We start from the raw sequence: 22127 nt of genomic DNA on the forward strand, positions 1-22127 counted from the left end.
ACCTTTTCTTTTTTAGTCTGTAAGTATTCACTTACTTTTTTACTGCGGATTAACGAGGTTGCCTGTGACGTATCACACCTTCTTGAACCGCTGTTGCGACTAGCTCCCCTTGGGGACTATAGATTTGGCCTTTTACAAAACCTCTCCCACCTGATGCCGAAGGGCTTTCTACGGCATATAACAACCAATCATCAATCTTAAATGGGCGATGAAACCACATTGAGTGGTCGATAGTCGCTACTTGTAAGTCGCGTTCCATAAACCCTCGACCGTGTGGCTGTAAAGCGGCAGGTAAAAAGTTATAGTCAGAAGCATAGCCAAGTAAATAGCTATGTAGTGAGGGTAAGTCGGGCAGTTGCCCTTTGGCTTTAAACCAAATATAGCGAAATGGCTCCTGAGGTGGTGCATCAAATGGGCTATAAAATTCCACTGGACGGAACTCAAAAGGCGTTGGGCGAAGGGCGTATTTCTTAACTGATTCGGGGAGTTGATCCGCTAAGCGCTGTATAATATCGTCTTGAGAAATTAATTTTTCTGGTGGTGGAACGTCTGGCATTAGGTTTTGATGATTATAGCCTGTTTCCTCAGACTGGAATGAGGCAGTCATAAAGAAGATTGGTTTTCCATTTTGGATAGCACTGACACGTCGGGCGCTGAAGCTTCCACCATCACGCAGTATCTCAACATCGTAGATAATAGGGCGCGAGCTATCACCAGGGCGTAGAAAATAGCTATGGAAAGAGTTAATAGCTCTATCTTCTGGTATGGTTTGCTTCGCAGCATACATAGCTTGTCCGACAACTTGTCCGCCAAAAACTTGTGGTAAACCAAGGTCTTCACTTTGTCCTCGAAAAATACCTTCTTCAATCTTTTCAAGCTCAATTAGGCTAATTAAGTTCTTTAATTCTGGGCTCATAGTTATCTTCGGTTCACTTGGACATAATTAGATATTGGTATTTTCCCATTATTTACTTTAAATAGGTAGGATGATTGTGCGTAGAAAATTTTAATTCACTTAATGTTACATTTTGAAATATTAATTTATTATTTTATTTATATTGGTTATACTTCACCCTATTCCCATGTCTAAAAATGATGTGTTTATTTCTCTACCATAAATGTTTTAAATAAAACATAGGCTTACAGGTAATATCTATGAGTTTCTTTCGCCATATAGTTAGCTTATTGGTCGTTTTGACGTTGATTGGCTGTGAAGGGAATAGCACAAAGCCAAGCGCAAAAACACTTAATGCTAAAAGTAGCCACAATAACCAAACGGTTGATTCAGGGAAAATTGAAGGGCGAGTGGTGATTTTGCAAGATTCTGTTTTACCAGAAAGTGCGATTGTCACGGTAACTCTTGCAGATACATCTGTTGTAGATCTGCCTGCATTGATATTATCGCAGAAATATTACAATTCATTGAATAATCGACCGACAATTCCATTTGAGCTAACTTATCTCAAAAATGAAGTTAGACAAGAGGGTACCCTGACCGTCAATGCGACGATTAAAGCTGACGGGAAGCTATTATACATTGCTGATTCTGATGCTGAAGTTATCAATAATGGTATAACTAAAGATGTGGAGTTGCTGATGGTACCAGCAAACTAATTTGATGGCAGCTAATTTTCAGTATTCTATCTCTTATGTTGGTTCTTGTGTAATAAACCAGCACTTGGCTGTGGCTTTCTTGCTATTTTAGTGACTATCAAGCATAATGCCCCTGCTTTGAAAGAAGCAATCAATGGGGGCTCTGTTGGTTCTCCCGCAACGCTAACTTGTTAACTTGGTCAGGTCCGGAAGGAAGCAGCCATAGCAGGGGTCGTGTGTGCCGGGATGTCGCTGGCAGGGCTCCCACCCAATTTATCCCACTGCTTTCATCTAAACTAGAAAAAATCCCCTTATTTTTATATCAAATTAATTGGCTAGTTTTGTGTTCTGTATTTAATTGTATTTATAAATATGAAGTTTATTTTTATTCTTTAAAATAATATCTAATATTAAAATCGAATAAAGTTAAAAATATCGCATTAATTGTTAATTATAATGGTGATAAAAAACAGAAGGCAGGGAAATTAGAAATAAAAAACCTACTAGCACTATATTAGTGCTAAAAATAAAATTGTATTAAGTTCAGCCGATAAGTGGATTTACCGGCTATAACCATTCACTATCTGCGCGTGTTAATACAGTATTATCTAACAAACTTCCATACAGAAGGTGGAATTTTATCGTAGAGCTTATTCATAGTGAGTTCAGCAAGACGATGATCTGCCGCTGAGTAGAATAACTCTAGTTCATCATCAGATAGTTCATACTTGTTTTTTTCAATGACACGCTCAAGTGTTTCAATTGTTGTGCATTTTCTCAAACGCATCAGATAATCAGATTTGGTCATAACGCCCTTTCTTTATATGGAATATAACTTAGTAACATACGATGTTATTGTTTGATTAAAGATAAATAATGATTTTATGTTTTGCTGGTCAGACATTTTAGGTCATCATCCAGCACTGAAACTAGATTTTGATTCATAGTTTCCCAATCTATAATTTCACTTAATGTGATGACTGGGCTACCAAATAAGTCATAAGTCTCATCGAGGTACTCTTCAATTAATGATATAACGAGATTTTCTTTTGGATATTTGATCTTAAATCGCCAGACAAAAGCTGCGATATGTTCAATGAGTTCATTTAGAGCTGCACTTTGTGCAGAGCTTAGATCGTTAATCCAATGTGTATTGGTTTTTTGCAAACTTAAGATAGCGTCTCTATTGAGACTGTTACATAAGTATTTTAGTTCTGCTATATCATGTCTTTTGGGTGAGTATTCATCCATAATCACCTCCGCGGGCGAATCTGACTTTTGCTATGTGTATTGTTATATCAATAATAATGTCACGTTAACTAATTAAAAGCACCTATGTTCAATATACATATATAAAGCAGTAATATATTGAAAAATATAAAGTTATTGCTAGTTCGTTAAGTTTTCGAAGATTATTAATATTATACATAAGTGACATTCGAACACGGACTGGCAGCTTGGACTAGTTTAGCCGCGATATAATAATAGCATTATTATTACATAAGTCACCACCAATCAACTACTTTTTTCATTTTTATTAGTAAGTGACTAAAATAGAGCTATAAATGCTCGACTTAAACTCAATTTTATAAAATGTTTAAATTACGTTTAACCATTTGGTTATTTTAGTACGGCTAATATGAAATGTTTACACAAAAGATGTTATAAAAAGTATTACTCCATTCAGAGTATTTAAATAGTTTAATTTTACCAATGAAATAAGATAATTAAATAAGAAAAAACCTCGACCAAAATTGGGGAGGTTTTTCATGGAGGTAACTTAGAGGTAAAGGTTTAAGGTTACCCCTGGTTTTAAATCAGCCATTTTTACGCCTGAGTTCCAAGTCATTAAATCATTGAGCTTGATACCGTGGCGTTTTGCAATACTATAATAGGAATCGCCTTTTCTGACTTTATAGGTTTTCGTTTTACGATTGTTTGCTGCCGATATTGGGCTAGAAACTTTTAATGTTTGCCCTGGCATTATCACACTCGCCGTTTTTAACCCATTTAGCTTCTGAATATTTTTGGCTGTGGTATTAAACTTTTTAGCAATACTGGCGACTGATTCCCCTTTACGTACTTTATAAGTCGTAATTTTTGCTCGATTTTGGCGAGCTGTTGAAATTGCCGTCGGTTGTGCCGTTTTAATTTGTTGATTTTGTATTGCGGCAAGGCGGATGGTTTCTAAAACGTCTTGATCAGATAACGATGTTTTAAATTGCTCCGCTTTTGCTGTTGGTAACATAATATAATGTGGGCCTGTTGGCGATGTGATGCCTCGAGTATAGCCTGAATTATAGGTTTTCACTGATTCTACAGTAAGCCCTGCTAGCTCAGCGGCTTGGGATAGTGTAATTTGCTGGCCTACATCAATTTGAGTTAACGCCCTATTTTTATTACTGGTTGGCAGGTTAACTTGGTACTTTTCTGGTGTTTTTAGCACTTGGCTGAGAGCTAGAATTTTGGGTACGTATTGTTTAGTTTCTTTTGGCAAAGAAAGGGACCAGAAATCAGTCGGCAACCCAGCAGCCTCATTCTTTTTAATAGCATTTAGCACACAACCTTCACCACAATTATACGCAGCTAACGTGAGCTCCCAATCATGGCCAAACATGATATTTAGGTTTTCAAGTAAATCAAATGCAGCTTTAGTTGATGAAACAACATCTCTACGTTCATCAACCCATTGGGTTTGTTTTAGCCCATAAGAACGCGCTGTAATTGGAACGATTTGCCACAGGCCTGCGGCTTTTGCTGGTGAAGTTGCTTTAGGGTTGAAAGAACTTTCAATAATCGGAATTAATGCTAATTCCATCGGCAAGTTACGTTCGTTAATTTCGTCTACGATGAGGTACATATAGGGCTCTGCTCTTAATGCCACATCGTAGACAAAACGTTGTTTGTTTAGGTAACTGTTAGCCATTTCCCTGATTTGTGGGTTATCAGGTATATCCATTTTTAGCTCATCACTGATGTAACCCCAAAGGTCATAATCTACCTTTGGAAGTTGTCTACTTGCTGCTTGGTTGTGAGAGGCAACAGTTTCAATTGTGTGATTGGCTGAAGGTTTGTTCTGCTTAACATTTTTTGGGGCGGTTTGGCATCCTGCCAGCAGAACAATGGCGATGAGTGTCGCGATTTTCTTCATTTTATTCTATTGTTCTTCGTTGCAATGTTTAAAAGTCGAACAATAATACTTATCCCACCCCATGATGACAATCATTAAACTTTAAAATTGATCTTTTAATTGACGTAAAAGGGTAAAAACTGCTCTCAAAGGGGGATTTTGCATATTAATTTCGAGTTTTTTTTGTAATTGTTGATTGTCGCATTGCAAGAAAATATTTATTTTCTTCTCATCTTTCAATAGGGTAGGAACTGTTGCTTGATGTTTGTCACGCATTTGCGTTATTTTTTGTAAATATTGTGTAATCGCTTCATTTTCAGGCCAGATATGGTGAGCAAATTTAAGGTTCGACAAGGTATATTCATGGGCGCAGCATATTAATGTTTCGTCTGGGAGCGCTGCAATTTTTTGAATAGATTGCCACATTTGTTCTGGTGTACCTTCAAAAATACGCCCACAACCAGCTGAAAATAAAGTATCACCGCAAAACAAATAAGGCGCTTGGTAAAAACCAATATGCCCAAGGGTATGCCCAGATAAAGCAATTACTTGGAATTTAAATTGGTTAATAATGACAGTATCACCTTCTTCGACTAATTCTGTTGCACCTTTATTTTCAGTTTCTTTAGGTCCAAAAACAGGTAGCGATGTAAATTTGTTTAAAATGCCTTTTACACCACCGGTATGGTCATTATGGTGGTGAGTTAAGAGGATAGCGACTGGCGTTAAATGTTGTGCGGTAATTATTTCGAGCACAGGCTCTGCCTCCGCAGGGTCAACAATGATACACTGCTGGTTATCAGCTAAAACCCAAATGTAGTTATCATTTAAAGCTGGGACTCGAATTAACTCCATAACGACCTCGATACTTGTTAATAGGGGAATTTCATGAAGCCTGCACGTATTGATAAAAAGCTCCAAATGCCCGTTAGTTGGTGTGATATTCCTTTTGGAGAGCAATACCGGCAGTCTATAGAAAACCAATTAAGGCCTTGGTGGCCAAAGATATTTGGTTTTCATCTCCTTAAGTTAGGCCATTTAAGTACTGAAATCCAGACCCAAGAGTGCCTAATTTCTCATCAGTTCAATGTTGGGAATAATGACCCGCGGTTTAATCTTATTGCTCAACCGGGGGCGTTGCCCTTTACTGAGAAATCAATTGATGCATGCTTAATGGCTCATTGTTTAGCCTATGATAGCGACCCACATTGGCTTCTAAGGGAGGTCGACCGTGTATTAATTGATGATGGGTGGCTAGTTATTTCAGGGTTTAACCCCTTTAGCTTAGCAGGGTTAGCAAAGTTAGTACCTGTTCTACGTAAACGGCAACCTTATTGTAGCCGGTTTTTTCCTGCTTTAAGGGTATTTGATTGGCTAAGTTTATTAAACTATGAAGTTTTATATCATCGTAATTGTCATGTTATCCCTTGGATGAATTCACACAGACGGATTAATAAACATGGCGGTGGTATAGGGGTACTAAGTGTTATTGTGGCGCGAAAACGGACTTATCCGCTCACGCCAACGCCGTTAAAATTTAAGCAGCCGAAAGTTAAAATAGGCACGGCTTTAGGTGCGGCAAAAGAGCTGAGTGAACGCACTAAAGTTAACCATAATCGTTAATCTTGTGCAGGTTGGTAGCCGGTATCTTCTTTGGTTGGAGATGACGCCGCCGCGCGAGCAAGCTCATCGCATTTTTCGTTTTCTGGGTGACCTGCGTGCCCTTTAACCCAGCGCCAGTCGATAGTGTGACGTTGGATAGCTTCATCGAGGCGCTTCCATAAGTCTACATTGACAACAGGAGACTTATCCGCTTTACGCCATTGTCTGCGTTTCCAACCGTGGATCCATTGGGTGATCCCTTGGCGGACGTACTGGCTGTCAGTGGTTAATATGATATCACAAGGCCGTTTCAGTGATTCTAGGGCGACAATAGCCGCAAGTAGTTCCATCCGGTTATTTGTGGTTAAAAAATACCCATCACTCAACGTTTTTTCATGCTGTTGATAACGTAGAACAACACCATATCCCCCCGGGCCAGGGTTACCCAAACAGGAACCGTCCGTGAAAATTTCTACCTGCTTTGTCATTTCTGTTACACTCTATATTATTCGTTCCTTTCTAGTTTGACACAAAAAAACATTATGAGCACGGTGATAACCAGACAAATTGTTCTTGATACTGAAACAACCGGTATGAATAAACTCGGTGTTCATTATGAAGGGCACAATATAATTGAGATTGGTGCAGTTGAAGTGATTAACCGCCGACTCACAGGGCGTAATTTTCATGTGTATATTAAACCCGATCGCTTAGTGGACCCTGAAGCATTTGAAGTGCATGGGATCAGCGATGAGTTTTTGCAAGATAAGCCCGTTTTTGCAGATATTGCGGATGAATTTATTGAATTTATTCGTGGCGCTGAATTAGTCATTCATAATGCCCCCTTCGATATCGGGTTTATGGATCATGAATTTCGTAAGCTCAATAAAGGTATTCCACCAACGGCTGACTTTTGTACGATCACGGACAGCTTGGTTTTAGCTCGTCGCCTTTTCCCCGGAAAGAGAAACAACTTAGATGCATTGTGCGATCGTTATCTAATTGATAACACTAAGCGTACTTTACACGGGGCATTGCTCGATGCGGAGATTTTATCTGACGTCTATTTAGCAATGACGGGTGGGCAAACATCGTTGTCATTTTCGATGGAGTCTGAGTCCGCCGATAATGAGCAAGCCAATGAAATACAAAGAATTGAACGACCGACAACAGGCTTGAAAGTACTCTATGCTTCCGATGAAGAGGTCATTGCCCACGAAGCGCGATTAGACATTGTCGATAAGAAAGGGGGAAAACCTTGTCTTTGGCGGCAGTCTTCTGATGAGGCTGAAAATTTACATTGATATATAGAATGTATTGGTACAAATGATGGCATGCAAATTAAGTGTGCTATTTAAGGCTAAAAACTGCTCAACTGCGCGATTTCCCAAGAAAAAGTATTGACGGGGCTGCAAAGTATTCGTAATATGCTTGGCGTTCCCAGAAGGGAACATCCGGAGCGGTAGTTCAGTTGGTTAGAATACCTGCCTGTCACGCAGGGGGTCGCGGGTTCGAGTCCCGTCCGTTCCGCCAAATATTAAAGCCCTGAGTTTTTAACTCGGGGCTTTTTTTTGTCTCATCATCTCATCTTGTCAAAATAGTTTTATTTCATTATCAGTTGCTTAACCATCTGTATATTAGACTAAAAAAGTTTAATTTTAGACCTTTGTTCAATCGGATGGAGAGCTGTCACTATCAACTGCGCTGTATCATTGAAAGGCTAAATGACTAAATAGATAACAATCAGTTTATTAATAAGAGCTGTTTTTTAGCAAATGGTTACCTATTTTGTGGTAGGTTAATCAATTTTTTTACTGAAACTATTTTATTTGGTTATTAATTTAATGGGCTAAAATAGGTCGATTTTTATGCTGTATTTGGCGAATTGAGGGTGTGTACTTTTTATATCATTGATGAATTGTTTCGGTTACGATTGTTATTCTAGTTATTATTTTATTTTTTAAATTCTTCAAAAGAGTAAAATTAACTGAATACATTTTTGATTTACATCAATAAATATATCATACTCGATCTTAACGCTAAATAATGATCTCTTCGTAGAGATAAATCCTTAATACTCATATTATGTGTTATTGTAATAATTTATTTATACATTACATGCCAAATTGTAACAAAATGAAAAATAGTATTAATTTAAATGTCCATTAAATATATTATGTTTTAATTAAAATAATTTTTGCAACTTATTTTACTAATATAAAAAACAATATTTTCACATCAAAAAATAATTTACTTATCACATAGTTACTTATCATTTTTCTACTCTGACTACGTGTTTTATCTGGTGATAAAACTGAAATGTGGTTCATAAAAAACACCTAAATAGAGTTAATCTATTGATTTTCTAACATTGATAGGTTTAAACATTTTTACACGTTTTTTAATCAATTTATATTATTAAGCATAAATTAATAGTCAGAGAATTATTATCAAATAATTTATCCTATTAAATATAAATATATTAATGATTATCATTTATTGAATGATTTTACTTGAATTTTGTCATCGGGAAAATTTTGGAAATGCTTATGGAAGTAAATAACTTAAGTTATTATGCGGGGGTTTTTTTACGAAAGTCCAGAAAAGAAAAAAATCTAACGGGAAAGCAACTAGCAAAGTTAATGCATGTCAGCCAGCAACAAATTTCACGCTATGAAACTGGAAAAACATCTTTGACCATAGATCAACTAAGTCAACTTTTGAATATACTCGATAAAAATTGGGTTGAACTAATAATGTTTGTTCAAAATGAACATGACTTTGATATAAAAATGGCTAAGGAAGAATCTAATAAAAAAAATTACTTGTTAAGTAATTACTTAATGGATAATTTTTTAAATAAAAAATAATAATAAAAATATTTTTTAATTACATTTTTAGTGGTCAAGATTATATTTTATAAAAAACACAACTAAAAGTGTTTTTTATACTATGTAATTTTTATTTGGTATGTATTTAATTTTAATTAGAGAGAATAACAATGTTTAATAAAAGAATATCGTCTGTACTATTATCTGGGATTATTGCTGCTTCTTTTGCTACTGTTGCGAATGCGGATACGCGCACTGCACAAGCGACCGCAACATGGCAAGCAACCGCAATTAAAGATACAACAAGTATGTTAGTTGTTACTCCGTTAAAAAGCCTGACATTTAATTATGCCGAAGGCCAACAAAGTTTTAATCAGCAAAATGGGGCATTTGATGTTGCTATTCAAGGGCAGTCAGGTGCTACAGATTTTAAATTAACCTCAAAAGTGATTGCTAATACATTATCAAGAACTACTGATAACTCCACATTAAAAGTGGGTGTTAAATGGAATGGAACTGACTTAGATACGGCAACGGAGACAACTTTAATTGATGTTGCTGGTGGTTTAACGTCTGGTTTAGATAATTTAGCTGCTGATGGTGTTTATAATGGTTCTGACCGCGCAACAGACCGTGGTGAATTTACGTTCGTTATTGCAAGTGCAGAATCTGCAGGTGCGGCAGCTGAATTTAAAGATCTTGCTGATGGCGTTTGGGATGGTGATGTAAAAGTTCAATTTACTGCAAATTGGGAAGGAACTTTTGTTACACCATAAGTTATTTCATTAATTAAATAACAAATCCTTTATTACGATAAAGATAATATAAGGAAATAGTATCTTTATCGTCTTTTATTTGAGTTTTATTATGAAAAAAACAATTCTTGCGCTCATTTTATTATCAATTATTCCACTGAAAAATAGTTTGGCTGTTAATGTTGGGAATATAACAGAAATTATTTCTTCTGAAGAAAACACCTTGTCAAAGGAAATTGAAAATACGGTCGATGCAGCAAGGTTGGTAAATTTAAGCATTGAAAAAATAGATTCTCCTTTAGAGAATGGAAAAGTTATTCCCGTTAATGACCCTAATGAGATATTGTCAACACCAGCGAATATTATTCTACCGGGCAAAGCAAGAGACATATTTAAAATTATTTATAATGGTCCTAAAGATGATCAAGAACGTTACTACCGATTAAATTGGAAAGATGACCCAATAAGTGAAAGCGGAATAACGAAAAGTTCAAAATCAGCCTCTGCAACAACATCAGCGACGATAAGCACGATACTTGTTGTCGCTCCTAGGGTGGAAAACTTTCGATATCAATATGAAAAGTACCAAGTTGCTAATTTAGGAAATACTTCTTTCCGTGTTGTTGCATCTGGCCCTTGCTTAACAGAAAAAATAACTTTTGGAATTGAAGGTATATGTCGAGAGCGTTATTACTTGATGCCAAACTTGGCAGTGAAACTTCAATTAGTCAATGTAAATAATAAAAAAACAAGTATTGGTATTTGGCACAAAGGGAATTTCATTGTTGTCAAATAGCAGGGTTAGGGCTTAATTATGCATAAAAGTATTATTACGTTATCAATAATAAGCTTTATTTTTTCAAATGCTATTTATGCTAGGGACATAAAGCGTATTAAAGTTGGAGGGTATATTATTCCTCCTGCTTTTGTTATTGCGTTGGAAGAAGGTATGTCTGTCCCTGTATTTTTACGTCTAAATAGCGATATAGAGAAGAATCAAAGTGAAGATAAGATAGCAGATGCTATTATAGTTGTAGAACAAGGAAAGATTAAGCTTGCGAACATTCATTTAGTTGATGCTAGTCAAGGACCAAAATTAAACCAATTATTAATTGAAAAATTAGAAAGTAAGAAAGAGTCATTCTTCAATGAGACAAATAATATTGAAGTTGATAAAAATGCATGGTTACAACTCGATGTATCTTCATTTAATCTATCTTTAGATGTGGATAGTGATGCATTTGCTCCTCAGGAAAAAATACGCCAATTTTCTCTTGGAAATTCGTCTGTTGATGCTTTCTCTTCCGTTGTTAATTATGACTTCGGTATTTTTCAGAGTCAGATAAAAAAAGGTAAAAATTCATCTAGTAGTTATTTTAATTTAGATACCCTATTTGCGATCGCAGAGCATCATATCAATATTAATGCTTCGGCGTACAGTATTGGAAAGTCAAACTCTAATACTGAGCTCTATCGAGCAATGTATGAGCGTGATTTTAATGGGTTACGCTTCGCTCTCGGGTTAATGAGTACATGGAACTTACAGTCTATCGCTAGTTTAACAACGTTAAATAGCAGCAAAATTTATGCGGTTTCAGTTGGTAATAATGCTTCGAGTGTCGTGGTCAATTCAAAATATTCGTTAACCCCTATTTACGTCTTTTTGAATAGCCCTGGTGAAGTACGTATATATCGCGATGGAAAATTATTAAACATTCAAAATTTCCCAATGGGAAGCTTTGAAGTAGACACCAGTATTCTACCATTTGGTATCTATGACGTTACTATTGAAACGGTTGTGGATGGCAAGATTGTGACAACTCAACATCAAACTATTAATAAATCTTTCGGGGGAAGAGGTGTCAATTTTGACAAACTCAACTGGGAGATTTACGGGGGATATGTTGATTTTGATAAGAAGCGTTATGTGAGAGGGAAATACACTCAACGTGAGCCGCTCAAGCAAAGTTATTTATTCGGGGTTTCTGCAGCAAAAAGTTTCCCTGTCTTATCTGGGGTTAACATTCAGATGTCTAATTACGGCTATGATGATTTTTTGATTAATGAAAGTAGCATTAACCTTTCTTTAAATCAGTATATCTCATTGTCTTGGCAGGGGATGTTTGAGAATCATGGTAGTCATCGGAATATTGCTACCCTATCGTCAAGTATTCCTGATGGTTACGGTTCTATTTGGGCATCAAAAGAAAAAGCGGTAGTAAAAGGCGAATTACCTATCTATGACTCAAATAGCTACTCTTACGGTGCAACATTAAATATTGATAAAGTCTTTGAGCGAGCAGGGTCATTTACCATTAGTCGTACAACAGATAAACGTATTGGCGGTGATTCTATCAACTATGAGTATGCAAATACGCTATTTTCAGGCCGCTATGGTACGGTTGGCTTAAGAACAGGCGTACAGCGTTACCACTATGATGACCAAAAAAGTATGAATGAAAAATTTATTAGCCTTGATTTTTCATTACCTTTATCAACATGGTTAAGCACTGGGCTTTCATCAAGTAATGGCAACATGAAAGCAAATATTTATGCTAATAAAAATTTTGAAAATTCGGCAATTACGAATATAGGCGGCTCAGTTTCTAAGTTGGTTAGAGATAAAAATAATGGGGAGTCTGATTTCTCAACCATGGGTTACGCCTCTTATGAAACTAAATATAACTCGGGCATGGTGACTATTAACCGACCTGACAGCAATAGAATAAATGGTAATTTTACCTCAAGAGGTGCTGTTGCATATAGCAATGGAACAGTTATGCCGAGCGGTCAACAAGGGAAGTCGGGTGTTATTATCCATTCGGATATACATGGCGCGGGGAGTATGACAGCTCGTGTTAATGGGCAAAGTTATCCAATTAGTGGTACGAACACATTTATCCCATTATCACCTTATTCTGATTATGACATTCAATTAATGAATGACGCTAAGTCTAAAGATAGTTTTGATATTGTTTCTGGACGAAATAAATCTGTCACTTTATACCCTGGAAATATCGCTTTTTATAAACCAGAGGTCAGGCAATTAGTCACGGTATTTGGTCGCCTTAAATCCCCTGATGGTGAGTTTATAAAATATGCATCAATCCGCAATCATATTGGCCGAACAAAAACAGATCATAATGGCGAATTTTCGATGGATGTCGATATTCGTTACCCCGTTATTTCTCTTTTACAAGAAGATGAGCAAACAATTTGCGAAGCTGATTTGAATTTAGAGGGAGCCAGAGGGGCGTTATGGTTAGGTGATGTAACCTGTGATCCACAGAAAACCGTCGCATTAAGACAATGAGAATTTTATGATAAATAAAATAATGTATACATTACTTCCGGTGTTAGCATTGCTTAGTGGCTTTTATAGTTCCTCAGTCATAGCGGTAGCTCTCAGTAACTCTTATGTTTTTATTGAAAATGGAGTAGATGATGAATACTTCGTTACTCCCAGATCATTAGACCCTCGATTTACAGGAGCGAATAAGTTTTCCCGTTATTCAGCTAAATCACAGGAGAGCTTAGGTTATATGGGGTATACCAATACTGCCATTAGAGCAAACCAAAATGTAGATATTTGGTTTGAAAACTCCCCCATCGACAGCCCGTTTATTGGTAACCGCTGTATGCGTAATTACTGTCATCGTGATAGCGGTTATTGGCCAGCTCAATATATTGGAAAAAACGGTGCATATAAGATAGTGCAATCTGACACCTTAGGTGAAGGCATTTATGCTCGTGGTATATTTAGTGAGTCGACTTACCAATATTTTCAGAAACTCCCTGTTGGTGCGGTTGAGACATATAGTTATCGTGCCTGCATGACAAATATTGATTATGACCCTTCTAAGGGCGAGACTTGCCAAGGAGTCGGTGGAAAGATTATTGCTTCCCATGAATTTACGATGACGAAGTCAGGGCATATAAAGTTGAGCTCAACAGGTGCGATGCAAGAGGTTTATATTGATAGCAATGGTAATCCAAGTTTGGGGCCAGGGGCTCAATTTTGCCGGATTGGCATTGTTGCTAATGTGAATGGCTTGATATGCCAAGTTGTTAAGCATGAGACATCAGGGGATATTTTTGCAAATATCTTATTGAGTTTAAAAGTTAACTCAACGTTAATTCCATTTACGCCAGCGGGTGCATCAATAAAAATTGGTCCTGATGATGGGTCAAATATTTGGCGGAATTATAATTCTACTTACGCAGCAAGCACTTATTTCAAAACTTCGAATGATTCCGTATCTATCTTTTTTTCCAATACGTTTTTTAAGCAGTTAATTACGAACAACGTCGATTTTACTAATAGCCAGGATTTCTTTACTTTTTCATTTACTAACCCAGCTGCAGCGCCACAATCGGGATATTATGAATTTACCCCCTCAAATCAGTTAGTGATTAAGCCTCGTGACTATAGTATCAGTATTGTTCCTTCTGATTTTATTCCAAATCCGTCAAAGACAGGTAAAGTTGGAGCTAATGAACCTGCAATTGAGTTTAATTATATTGTAACAACAAGTGGTCCAAGGCAGGCCGACTCAATTACCGCTAGAGTAGAGGGGCCTGCGGTTAATGTGAGTGGGCAAGCTTACTGCTTATTTAGTTCGGATGATGATAAGTTTCATGTCCCTTTTCCAGCTTACCTTTCGTTTAAGAACGCATCGGGAGTTGAGGAGTCTTATCGTTCAAGTTGCGATGGCACGGAAGTCTCTATGGATAATGCATTATGGACGGAAACTCCATGGGATATTCCCAATCAAGATTTAGGCTCTTTTTATCGTACCAACTTAGATTTACGGTTCCCAATGAATGATTCAAACTCTTTGTTTACGTTAGATGGTATTGATTGGCTAGGAACGGTATCGGCAAGTGGAACTGTGGCTGTAAAAGCGACTTGGACGGGGCCAGATGTACATTTGTAATATTAAGTCGATGCTCCTGTCCGCTAATATAATAATGAAAGTACGTAGAAAACAATTATTCAGTAGCTTGTTGTTACTATTGCTTTTATTTTTTGGAAAGGCATATGCGCTTTATTTGAGTTCGGATATTTCTTCATTAGAACCTAATAATAGTTTTTTTTCAAAACCGTATGTTAATGATACGAAAAAGGTAAATTTATATACTTTTAGTGCTTATCAAATTGATAAACCAAACGAAAAAGAACAAGGAAACGCGATTAAGGATGGGGAAATTATTTTCACTCCATTGAAAAAAGTCCTACTACCAGGAGAACAGGAATATTTTAAAATTTTTTATCGTGGTCAAGAAGATAATAAAGAACGTTACTATAAGATTGTGATTAGTGAAACAGCCCTTGATGTTCAAAGTGATAGCAGGCAAAACCGACAATCTTTATTTTATCCAACAGTCAGTTTGGAAACTTACTTTGTGGTAAGGCCTAAAAATATTGATTTTAAATATGAAATAAATAGTGATAGCGGCGTATTGAAAAATACAGGAAATACTTATTTTCGTGTATTGATTCATCAAAGCTGTGAGGTTGATGAAAATGAGGTGCCATTAATGCTGTATCTACTACCTCAGCAAGAGTTTCGTGATAGTAGTATGAAAAAGAAAAGCCGTAAGTATATCGTTATTTTTAATAAATATTATTCAATTGGTAACTGCGAAGGGGCTAAGTAGAGTAAGAAAGCCACTCATCAAGCGGGCTATTTTTCAGTATGGGCCAATGATAAGCCAGAGATTAGCCAGTCTCTGGCTTTTTTCTTATGATTTGAAATATAACCCCTTTTGGAGCCAACCTTGCTTAGGTTTACACTCGGAAGCAGTCGGTAGTTTTTCATACTTTTTTTGCCTAAAACTTTGCCTATTATCACTATTGTGGCAGCTAAATGCTTAAGATGGATAAATCACCTTGATCCCAGACCGTGAACTCAGGTTTAATAAGACTAGTCAATTGCGCAAAAATGTAAGCCCTAAGGGATATTTTGCGCAATGGAATGGATTCAGCTTTGCAGCAGTTTAATTTTTTTCGATCTGCTGCCATGAACATAGCAAATATTGCGGTATGAATGGAATTACGTTACTTTCAATCACTCTGCTCATAATATTCAAGTTGTCATGTGTAAGCTCTTGTGGCTAATGGTATCAGTTAAAAGACTGAAAAAGTTGTTATGCATTGATAAACTGAATGGTTGGTGTGTAGGTGTTAATAGAAGTAGAAGTATTTATATCGCGTTGTAAAAATTGGTTTAAGTACGTTTTTATCCTACCTGGAGTATACTGATGACGACTCGTAAAACCCTTGCTAATGCTATCCGCTTTCTAAGTATGGATGCGGTTCAAAAAGCAAAATCAGGGCATCCTGGCGCGCCAATGGGCATGGCTGATATTGCTGAAGTGCTGTGGCGTGACCATATGAATCATAACCCAGCAGACCCACACTGGGCGAACCGTGACCGCTTTGTATTATCCAATGGTCATGGCTCTATGTTAATTTATAGCTTGTTGCATCTTGCAGGTTATGATTTACCTATTGAAGAGTTAAAAAACTTCCGCCAATTACATTCTAAAACACCGGGTCACCCTGAATATGGTTATACTCCAGGTGTTGAAACTACGACAGGTCCTTTAGGGCAAGGCATTGCAAATGCAGTCGGTTTTGCTATCGCAGAGCGCACATTAGCAGCGCAATTCAACCGTCCTAGCCATGATATTGTTGATCACCATACTTATGTTTTCATGGGTGATGGCTGTATGATGGAAGGTATCTCTCATGAAGCCTGTTCTTTAGCGGGTACTCTCAAATTAAATAAACTGATCGCTTTTTATGACGACAACGGCATCTCGATTGATGGTGAAGTTGAAGGTTGGTTTACTGATGATACAGCAGCACGTTTCGAATCTTATGGCTGGCATGTGATCCGTGATATTGATGGTCACGATGCAGCGCAAATCAATGCGGCTGTTAATGAAGCGAAAAACCAAACAGACAAACCAACGCTGATTATGTGCAAAACCATTATTGGTTTTGGTTCGCCAAATAAAGCGGGTTCTGAGTCTGTCCATGGTGCACCTTTGGGTGATGCAGAAATTGCAGCAACACGTGAAGCATTAGGTTGGAACTACGGCCCATTCGAAATCCCTAAAGATATTTATGAAGCTTGGGACGCGCGTGTTGCAGGTAAAGAAAAACAAAGCGCATGGGATAAAAAATTCGCAGCGTATACCGCTCAGTTCCCTGAGTTAGCGGCTGAGTTTACTCGTCGTATGAACGGTGAATTACCAGCAAACTTTGATGTTGAAGCGAAACAGTTTGTTGAAAAACTACAACAAAACCCAGCGAACATTGCAAGCCGTAAAGCATCACAAAATGCTTTAGAAGCGTTTGGTAAAGTATTACCTGAATTTATGGGTGGGTCTGCGGACTTAGCGCCAAGTAACTTGACCATGTGGTCAGGTTCGAAAGCATTGAATGTTGACCTTGCAGGTAACTACATTCATTACGGTGTACGCGAATTTGGTATGTCAGCTATCATGAATGGTATTGCATTACATGGTGGTTTCATCCCTTACGGTGCAACATTCCTGATGTTTGTTGAATACGCACGTAATGCTGTTCGTATGGCCGCGTTAATGAAAATTCGCAGCATCTTCGTTTATACACATGATTCTATTGGTCTGGGGGAAGACGGTCCAACTCACCAACCAGTTGAACAGTTAGCTAGCCTGCGCGTTACTCCAAACCTCAGCACATGGCGTCCTTGTGACCAAGTTGAATCTGCGGTTGCATGGAAATATGCCATTGAGCGTAAAGATGGCCCAAGCGCACTGATTTTCTCTCGTCAGAATTTAGAGCAACAGCCACGTACTGCTGAGCAACTAGCGAATATCGAGAAAGGTGCTTACATCCTGAAAGATTGCGCGGGCACTCCTGAGCTAATCTTTATTGCGACAGGTTCTGAAGTGGAATTAGCGGTTAAAGCGGCAGAACAACTGTCAGCAGAAGGCCGTAAAGTTCGTGTTGTATCCATGCCTTCTACCGATGCATTCGATAAACAAGATGCGGCTTACCGTGAAGCGGTATTACCTGCAAATGTTAGCGCACGTGTTGCTATTGAAGCTGGTATTGCCGATTACTGGTTCAAATATACAGGCTTAAATGGCGCCATCATCGGTATGCATTCTTTTGGTGAGTCTGCACCGGCTGAAGAGCTATTCAAAGAGTTTGGCATTACCGTAGAAAAAGCGGTTGAAGCGGCTAAGTCTTTATTGAAATAAAAATGTTAAGGAATTAGCAGGGGGTTACGGCTAATTCCGGTTATGTGACTTAACAACGCCTGACGATGAGTTGGGCGTTGTTTTTTTGTGCATGAATATCTGCTTTTCTATTGCGTTCTGTAAATATATCCCTTAATCTAACTCTAGATAAGCTGAAGCGTTTCAGTTGAGTGGCGTAGAATGAAAATTTTTTCAAAAAATGTCGGTTGTAGCACATTTTTGATGTTTGACTGTTAAAATGAGCAGTAGAGTTAATGTGAGTCAGTTATCCTTATGGCCTGCTGAAGTTCTCTGGTTATTTTAGTGACTCACTTCAGGTTTGAATGTAGTAAGTGCTTATGTTTTATACTAAATAGTTAGCAGCTAATGACTTCAAATCACAGGTTTAAATATCATGACTAAAGTCTGTTTACGGGGTAAGTTGAAAATAGACTCACATGCGTCAGCAGTCTTTAGCAACCGTATGATTTTGCTTATATACAAGGTACGCAATGGCTATCAGGGTAGCAATTAATGGCTTTGGCCGAATCGGTCGCAGTGTATTACGGGCGTTATATGAAACTAGCCGCCGAGCCGAAGTTCAAGTTATCGCAATTAATGAACTCGCTGAACCGGAAGGGGTTGCGCACTTGCTAAAGTATGACTCTAGTCATGGGCGGTTTGCGTGGGATGTAAGGCTTAGTGGTGAACTTTTACAGGTTGGTGATGACAACATTCGCTTATTTCACCAAGCCGATATTGGTGAGCTACCTTGGAAAGAATTAGGCATTGATATCGTTCTTGATTGTAGTGGGGTTTATGGCTCGCGGGATGATGGCTTGCAACATTTAACCGCAGGGGCAAAAAAAGTATTATTTTCACACCCCGGTACGGATGACCTTGATGCCACGATCGTGTATGGGGTTAATCATGAAAGCTTAACGGCAAGCGATAACATTGTTTCTAACGCGTCTTGTACGACAAATTGCATTATCCCGATTATCAAATTACTGGATGACAGCTTTGGCATTGAATCGGGCACTGTGACCACTATCCACGCCTCCATGAATGACCAACCCGTTATCGATGCTTATCATAAAGATTTACGCAGAACACGTGCGGCAAGCCAGTCGATTATTCCAGTTGACACCAAATTAGCTGCGGGGATTACCCGTATTTTCCCTAAATTTAAAGATCACTTTGAAGCGATTTCCGTCCGTGTACCCACGACCAATGTGACAGCGATTGATTTGAGTGTTACCGTACATGACGATGTTTGCGTCGAAAAAGTGAACCAACTATTGCGAAGCGCTGCACAAGGGCATTTTCGTGGTATAGTGGACTACACAGAATTACCGCTCGTGTCGATGGATTTTAATCATGACCCGCACAGTGCTATCATTGATGGTACGCAAACGCGAGTTAGCGGAAAACATTTAATTAAAACCCTGGTTTGGTGTGATAACGAATGGGGGTTTGCTAACCGGATGCTAGATACTACACTAGCGATGGCAGCCGTCGGTTTCGGCGAACAGGTTTAAACTAATTGGCTACTGACAGACAACGGACACTATCCTAGATAGCTTCCGCGCAGTAGTTAATAGCAACTTTATAGAGAATCAACAAGAGGATTCACCATGTCTGTAATTAAGATGACCGATTTAGACTTAGCGGGTAAACGTGTTTTCATCCGTTCTGACTTAAACGTCCCTGTAAAAGATGGCAAAGTTACTTCTGATGCACGTATTCGTGCTTCATTACCAACCATTGAAGCTGCTCTTAAACAAGGCGCTAAAGTCATGGTCACTTCTCACCTTGGTCGCCCGACCGAAGGCGAGTACAACGAAGAGTTTTCACTGCAACCTGTTGTTGACTATCTGGCCGACAAAATTGATTACCCTGTTCGTTTAGTTAAAGACTACTTAAACGGCGTCGAAATCGCAGATGGCGAATTAGTTGTTCTGGAAAACGTTCGCTTTAATAAAGGCGAGAAAAAAGACGATGAAACGCTATCAAAACAATATGCAGCACTATGTGATGTATATGTCATGGATGCATTTGGTACGGCTCACCGTGCGCAAGCGTCAACTCATGGCGTTGCAAAATTCTCTCCAGTTGCTTGTGCGGGTCCACTGTTAAGCAATGAACTGGAAGCGCTGGGTAAAGCGTTGGATAACCCTGCACGTCCAATGGTGGCGATTGTGGGTGGCTCTAAAGTATCCACTAAACTGACAGTATTAGATTCTCTGTCTAAAATTGCTGACCAACTGATTGTAGGTGGGGGGATTGCAAATACCTTCATCGCAGCTGAAGGGAACAATGTTGGTCGCTCTTTGTATGAAGATGATTTAATCCCAGAAGCGAAAAAATTACTGGCTAACTGCCAAATTCCAGTGCCGACTGATGTCCGTGTTGCAACCGAGTTTTCAGAAACCGCAGAAGCAACATTAAAATCAAGCACTGAAATTAAAGATGACGAGCAAATTCTGGATTTAGGTGATAAGTCAGCAGAGCGTTTGGCCGAAATCCTCAAAAATGCAAAAACCATTTTATGGAATGGCCCTGTTGGCGTGTTTGAGTTCCCTAATTTCCGCAAAGGAACTGAAATTGTGGCGAGAGCAATCGCAGATAGCGACGCATTCTCTATCGCAGGAGGTGGTGACACCTTAGCAGCTATCGATTTATTCGGTATCGCTGACAAAATTTCATATATCTCTACGGGCGGTGGTGCTTTCCTTGAGTTCGTTGAAGGTAAGAAACTCCCTGCCGTTGTGATGCTAGAAGAACGAGCTAAATCGTAATTAATTTTTTCATACACAACAGGCAGCGTAGGCTGCCTGTTCACCACAGGACCTTTTCACATGTCTAAAATTTTTGATTTTGTTAAACCGGGTGTTATCACGGGTGATGATGTACAGAAAGTTTTCGCAGTTGCCAAAGAAAATAACTTTGCATTGCCAGCAGTGAACTGTGTTGGTACTGATTCAATTAATGCGGTACTTGAAGCAGCAGCAAAAGTACGTGCACCAGTTATCGTTCAGTTTTCAAATGGTGGTGCTGCATTTATCGCAGGTAAAGGCCTGAAAGCAGAAGGGCAACAAGCAGCAATTTTAGGTGCAATCTCAGGTGCTTATCACGTACATCAAATGGCAGAACATTACGGTGTTCCAGTTATTCTGCATACCGACCACTGCGCACGTAAATTACTGCCATGGATTGACGGTTTACTGGATGCAGGTGAAAAACACTATGCGAAAACAGGTAAACCACTGTTTTCTTCCCATATGATTGACTTATCAGAAGAATCTTTAGAAGAAAACATTGAAATCTGTTCTAAATACTTAGCGCGTATGGCTAAAATCGATATGACTCTGGAAATCGAATTAGGCTGTACTGGCGGTGAAGAAGACGGTGTTGATAACACTGGTATGGATAGCTCAGAACTGTATACTCAACCAGAAGATGTTGCATACGCCTATGAGAAACTGAGCGCAATTAGCCCTCGTTTCACTATTGCGGCTTCATTTGGTAACGTCCATGGTGTTTATAAACCAGGTAACGTACAGTTAACGCCAAAAATTCTGCGTAATTCACAAGACTATGTTTCTGAGAAATATAACCTGCCACACAACAGTTTAGATTTCGTATTCCATGGCGGTTCAGGTTCAAGCGCTGAAGAAATCAAAGAAGCTGTAGGCTACGGTGTGATCAAAATGAACATCGATACTGATACCCAATGGGCTACTTGGGATGGTATCTTACAGTACTACAAAAAGAACGAAGGCTATTTACAAGGTCAGTTAGGTAACCCTGAGGGTGCTGATAAACCTAACAAAAAATACTATGACCCACGTGTATGGCTGCGTAAAGCACAAGATTCAATGGTTGTTCGTTTAGAGCAGGCATTTAAAGAATTAAACTGTATTGATGTTCTATAATTAATACTGATTTAATTTTTAATAAACCCCCGGTAAGGTG

General features: G+C 38.4%; 19 protein-coding genes, 1 tRNA gene and 1 other RNA gene. 15 read left to right on the plus strand and 6 right to left on the minus strand.

Annotated features, from left to right (window positions below):
- Positions 1–49 precede the first annotated feature (49 nt).
- Positions 50–916, minus strand: a complete 867-nt coding sequence (tesB, locus tag ABE954_RS04045; RefSeq protein WP_042846893.1) for an acyl-CoA thioesterase II — start codon at positions 914–916, stop codon at positions 50–52.
- 239 nt (positions 917–1155) lie between these two features.
- On the opposite strand from tesB, the gene ABE954_RS04050 reads away from it, so the two are divergent.
- Positions 1156–1614, plus strand: a complete 459-nt coding sequence (locus tag ABE954_RS04050) for a YbaY family lipoprotein (RefSeq protein ID WP_042846892.1) — start codon at positions 1156–1158, stop codon at positions 1612–1614.
- 143 nt (positions 1615–1757) lie between these two features.
- An RNA gene (gene ffs, locus ABE954_RS04055) (signal recognition particle sRNA small type) lies at positions 1758–1854 on the plus strand.
- Between the two features lie 343 nt (positions 1855–2197).
- Here ffs and ABE954_RS04060 read toward each other — a convergent pair.
- The 4 genes from ABE954_RS04060 to gloB form a co-directional block, all read right to left on the minus strand.
- Positions 2198–2401: an HHA domain-containing protein gene (locus tag ABE954_RS04060; RefSeq protein ID WP_042846891.1), complete on the minus strand. Its 204-nt coding sequence runs from the start codon at positions 2399–2401 to the stop codon at positions 2198–2200.
- Positions 2402–2475: 74 nt separating this feature from the next.
- Positions 2476–2844, minus strand: coding sequence for an Hha toxicity modulator TomB (gene tomB / locus ABE954_RS04065; protein ID WP_042846890.1), 369 nt, complete (start codon positions 2842–2844; stop codon positions 2476–2478).
- Between the two features lie 529 nt (positions 2845–3373).
- Complete coding sequence (gene mltD, locus ABE954_RS04070; protein WP_048608373.1) at positions 3374–4744, minus strand: murein transglycosylase D; 1371 nt, start codon at positions 4742–4744, stop codon at positions 3374–3376.
- Positions 4745–4825: 81 nt separating this feature from the next.
- The gene (gene gloB / locus ABE954_RS04075; protein WP_042846888.1) at positions 4826–5578 is read right to left on the minus strand and encodes a hydroxyacylglutathione hydrolase; all 753 of its coding nucleotides are present in this window, start codon (positions 5576–5578) and stop codon (positions 4826–4828) included.
- A gap of 33 nt (positions 5579–5611) precedes the next feature.
- Here gloB and ABE954_RS04080 point away from each other — a divergent pair, with 33 nt between their 5' ends.
- Positions 5612–6346, plus strand: coding sequence for a class I SAM-dependent methyltransferase (locus tag ABE954_RS04080; protein ID WP_042846887.1), 735 nt, complete (start codon positions 5612–5614; stop codon positions 6344–6346).
- Here ABE954_RS04080 and rnhA read toward each other — a convergent pair.
- Positions 6343–6813, minus strand: a complete 471-nt coding sequence (gene rnhA, locus ABE954_RS04085) for a ribonuclease HI (RefSeq protein WP_042846886.1) — start codon at positions 6811–6813, stop codon at positions 6343–6345. The two genes, ABE954_RS04080 and rnhA, sit on opposite strands and share 4 nt — an antisense overlap.
- A gap of 54 nt (positions 6814–6867) precedes the next feature.
- On the opposite strand from rnhA, the gene dnaQ reads away from it, so the two are divergent.
- The 12 genes from dnaQ (at position 6868) to fbaA (ending at position 22087) form a co-directional block, all read left to right on the plus strand.
- On the plus strand, positions 6868–7629 hold the full coding sequence (dnaQ, locus tag ABE954_RS04090) for a DNA polymerase III subunit epsilon (protein WP_042846885.1): 762 nt from the start codon (positions 6868–6870) through the stop codon (positions 7627–7629).
- Positions 7630–7781: 152 nt separating this feature from the next.
- Positions 7782–7858: transfer RNA gene (locus ABE954_RS04095), tRNA-Asp, on the plus strand.
- Positions 7859–8874: 1016 nt separating this feature from the next.
- Positions 8875–9195, plus strand: a complete 321-nt coding sequence (locus ABE954_RS04100; protein ID WP_042846884.1) for a helix-turn-helix transcriptional regulator — start codon at positions 8875–8877, stop codon at positions 9193–9195.
- Between the two features lie 131 nt (positions 9196–9326).
- A complete protein-coding gene (locus tag ABE954_RS04105) occupies positions 9327–9932 on the plus strand; it encodes a common pilus major fimbrillin subunit EcpA (protein WP_042846883.1) in 606 nt (201 codons plus the stop codon).
- 91 nt (positions 9933–10023) lie between these two features.
- Complete coding sequence (locus ABE954_RS04110) at positions 10024–10707, plus strand: hypothetical protein (RefSeq protein WP_048608337.1); 684 nt, start codon at positions 10024–10026, stop codon at positions 10705–10707.
- Positions 10708–10725: 18 nt separating this feature from the next.
- Entirely contained in the window at positions 10726–13224 is a 2499-nt protein-coding gene (locus tag ABE954_RS04115; protein WP_166687275.1) for a TcfC E-set like domain-containing protein, read from the plus strand.
- A 7-nt stretch (positions 13225–13231) separates the two neighbouring features.
- Positions 13232–14848 (plus strand): fimbrial protein, encoded by a 1617-nt coding sequence (locus ABE954_RS04120; RefSeq protein WP_226693373.1) that lies wholly within the window; start codon positions 13232–13234, stop codon positions 14846–14848.
- Positions 14849–14882: 34 nt separating this feature from the next.
- Complete coding sequence (locus ABE954_RS04125; protein ID WP_198861148.1) at positions 14883–15572, plus strand: fimbrial protein; 690 nt, start codon at positions 14883–14885, stop codon at positions 15570–15572.
- 603 nt (positions 15573–16175) lie between these two features.
- Complete coding sequence (tkt, locus tag ABE954_RS04130; RefSeq protein ID WP_206227136.1) at positions 16176–18170, plus strand: transketolase; 1995 nt, start codon at positions 16176–16178, stop codon at positions 18168–18170.
- Between the two features lie 491 nt (positions 18171–18661).
- Positions 18662–19690 (plus strand): erythrose-4-phosphate dehydrogenase, encoded by a 1029-nt coding sequence (gene epd / locus ABE954_RS04135; RefSeq protein WP_042846879.1) that lies wholly within the window; start codon positions 18662–18664, stop codon positions 19688–19690.
- Positions 19691–19786: 96 nt separating this feature from the next.
- Positions 19787–20950 carry a phosphoglycerate kinase gene (gene pgk / locus ABE954_RS04140; RefSeq protein ID WP_048608323.1) on the plus strand — a complete coding sequence of 388 codons (1164 nt, stop codon included), beginning with the start codon at positions 19787–19789 and terminating at the stop codon, positions 20948–20950.
- Positions 20951–21010: 60 nt separating this feature from the next.
- Positions 21011–22087 (plus strand): class II fructose-bisphosphate aldolase, encoded by a 1077-nt coding sequence (gene fbaA / locus ABE954_RS04145; RefSeq protein WP_042846877.1) that lies wholly within the window; start codon positions 21011–21013, stop codon positions 22085–22087.
- The last annotated feature ends 40 nt before the right edge of the window (positions 22088–22127 follow it).

It is taken from the genome of Providencia sp. TYF-12, assembly GCF_041344805.1.
Taxonomy (GTDB): Bacteria; Pseudomonadota; Gammaproteobacteria; order Enterobacterales; family Enterobacteriaceae; genus Providencia; species Providencia huashanensis.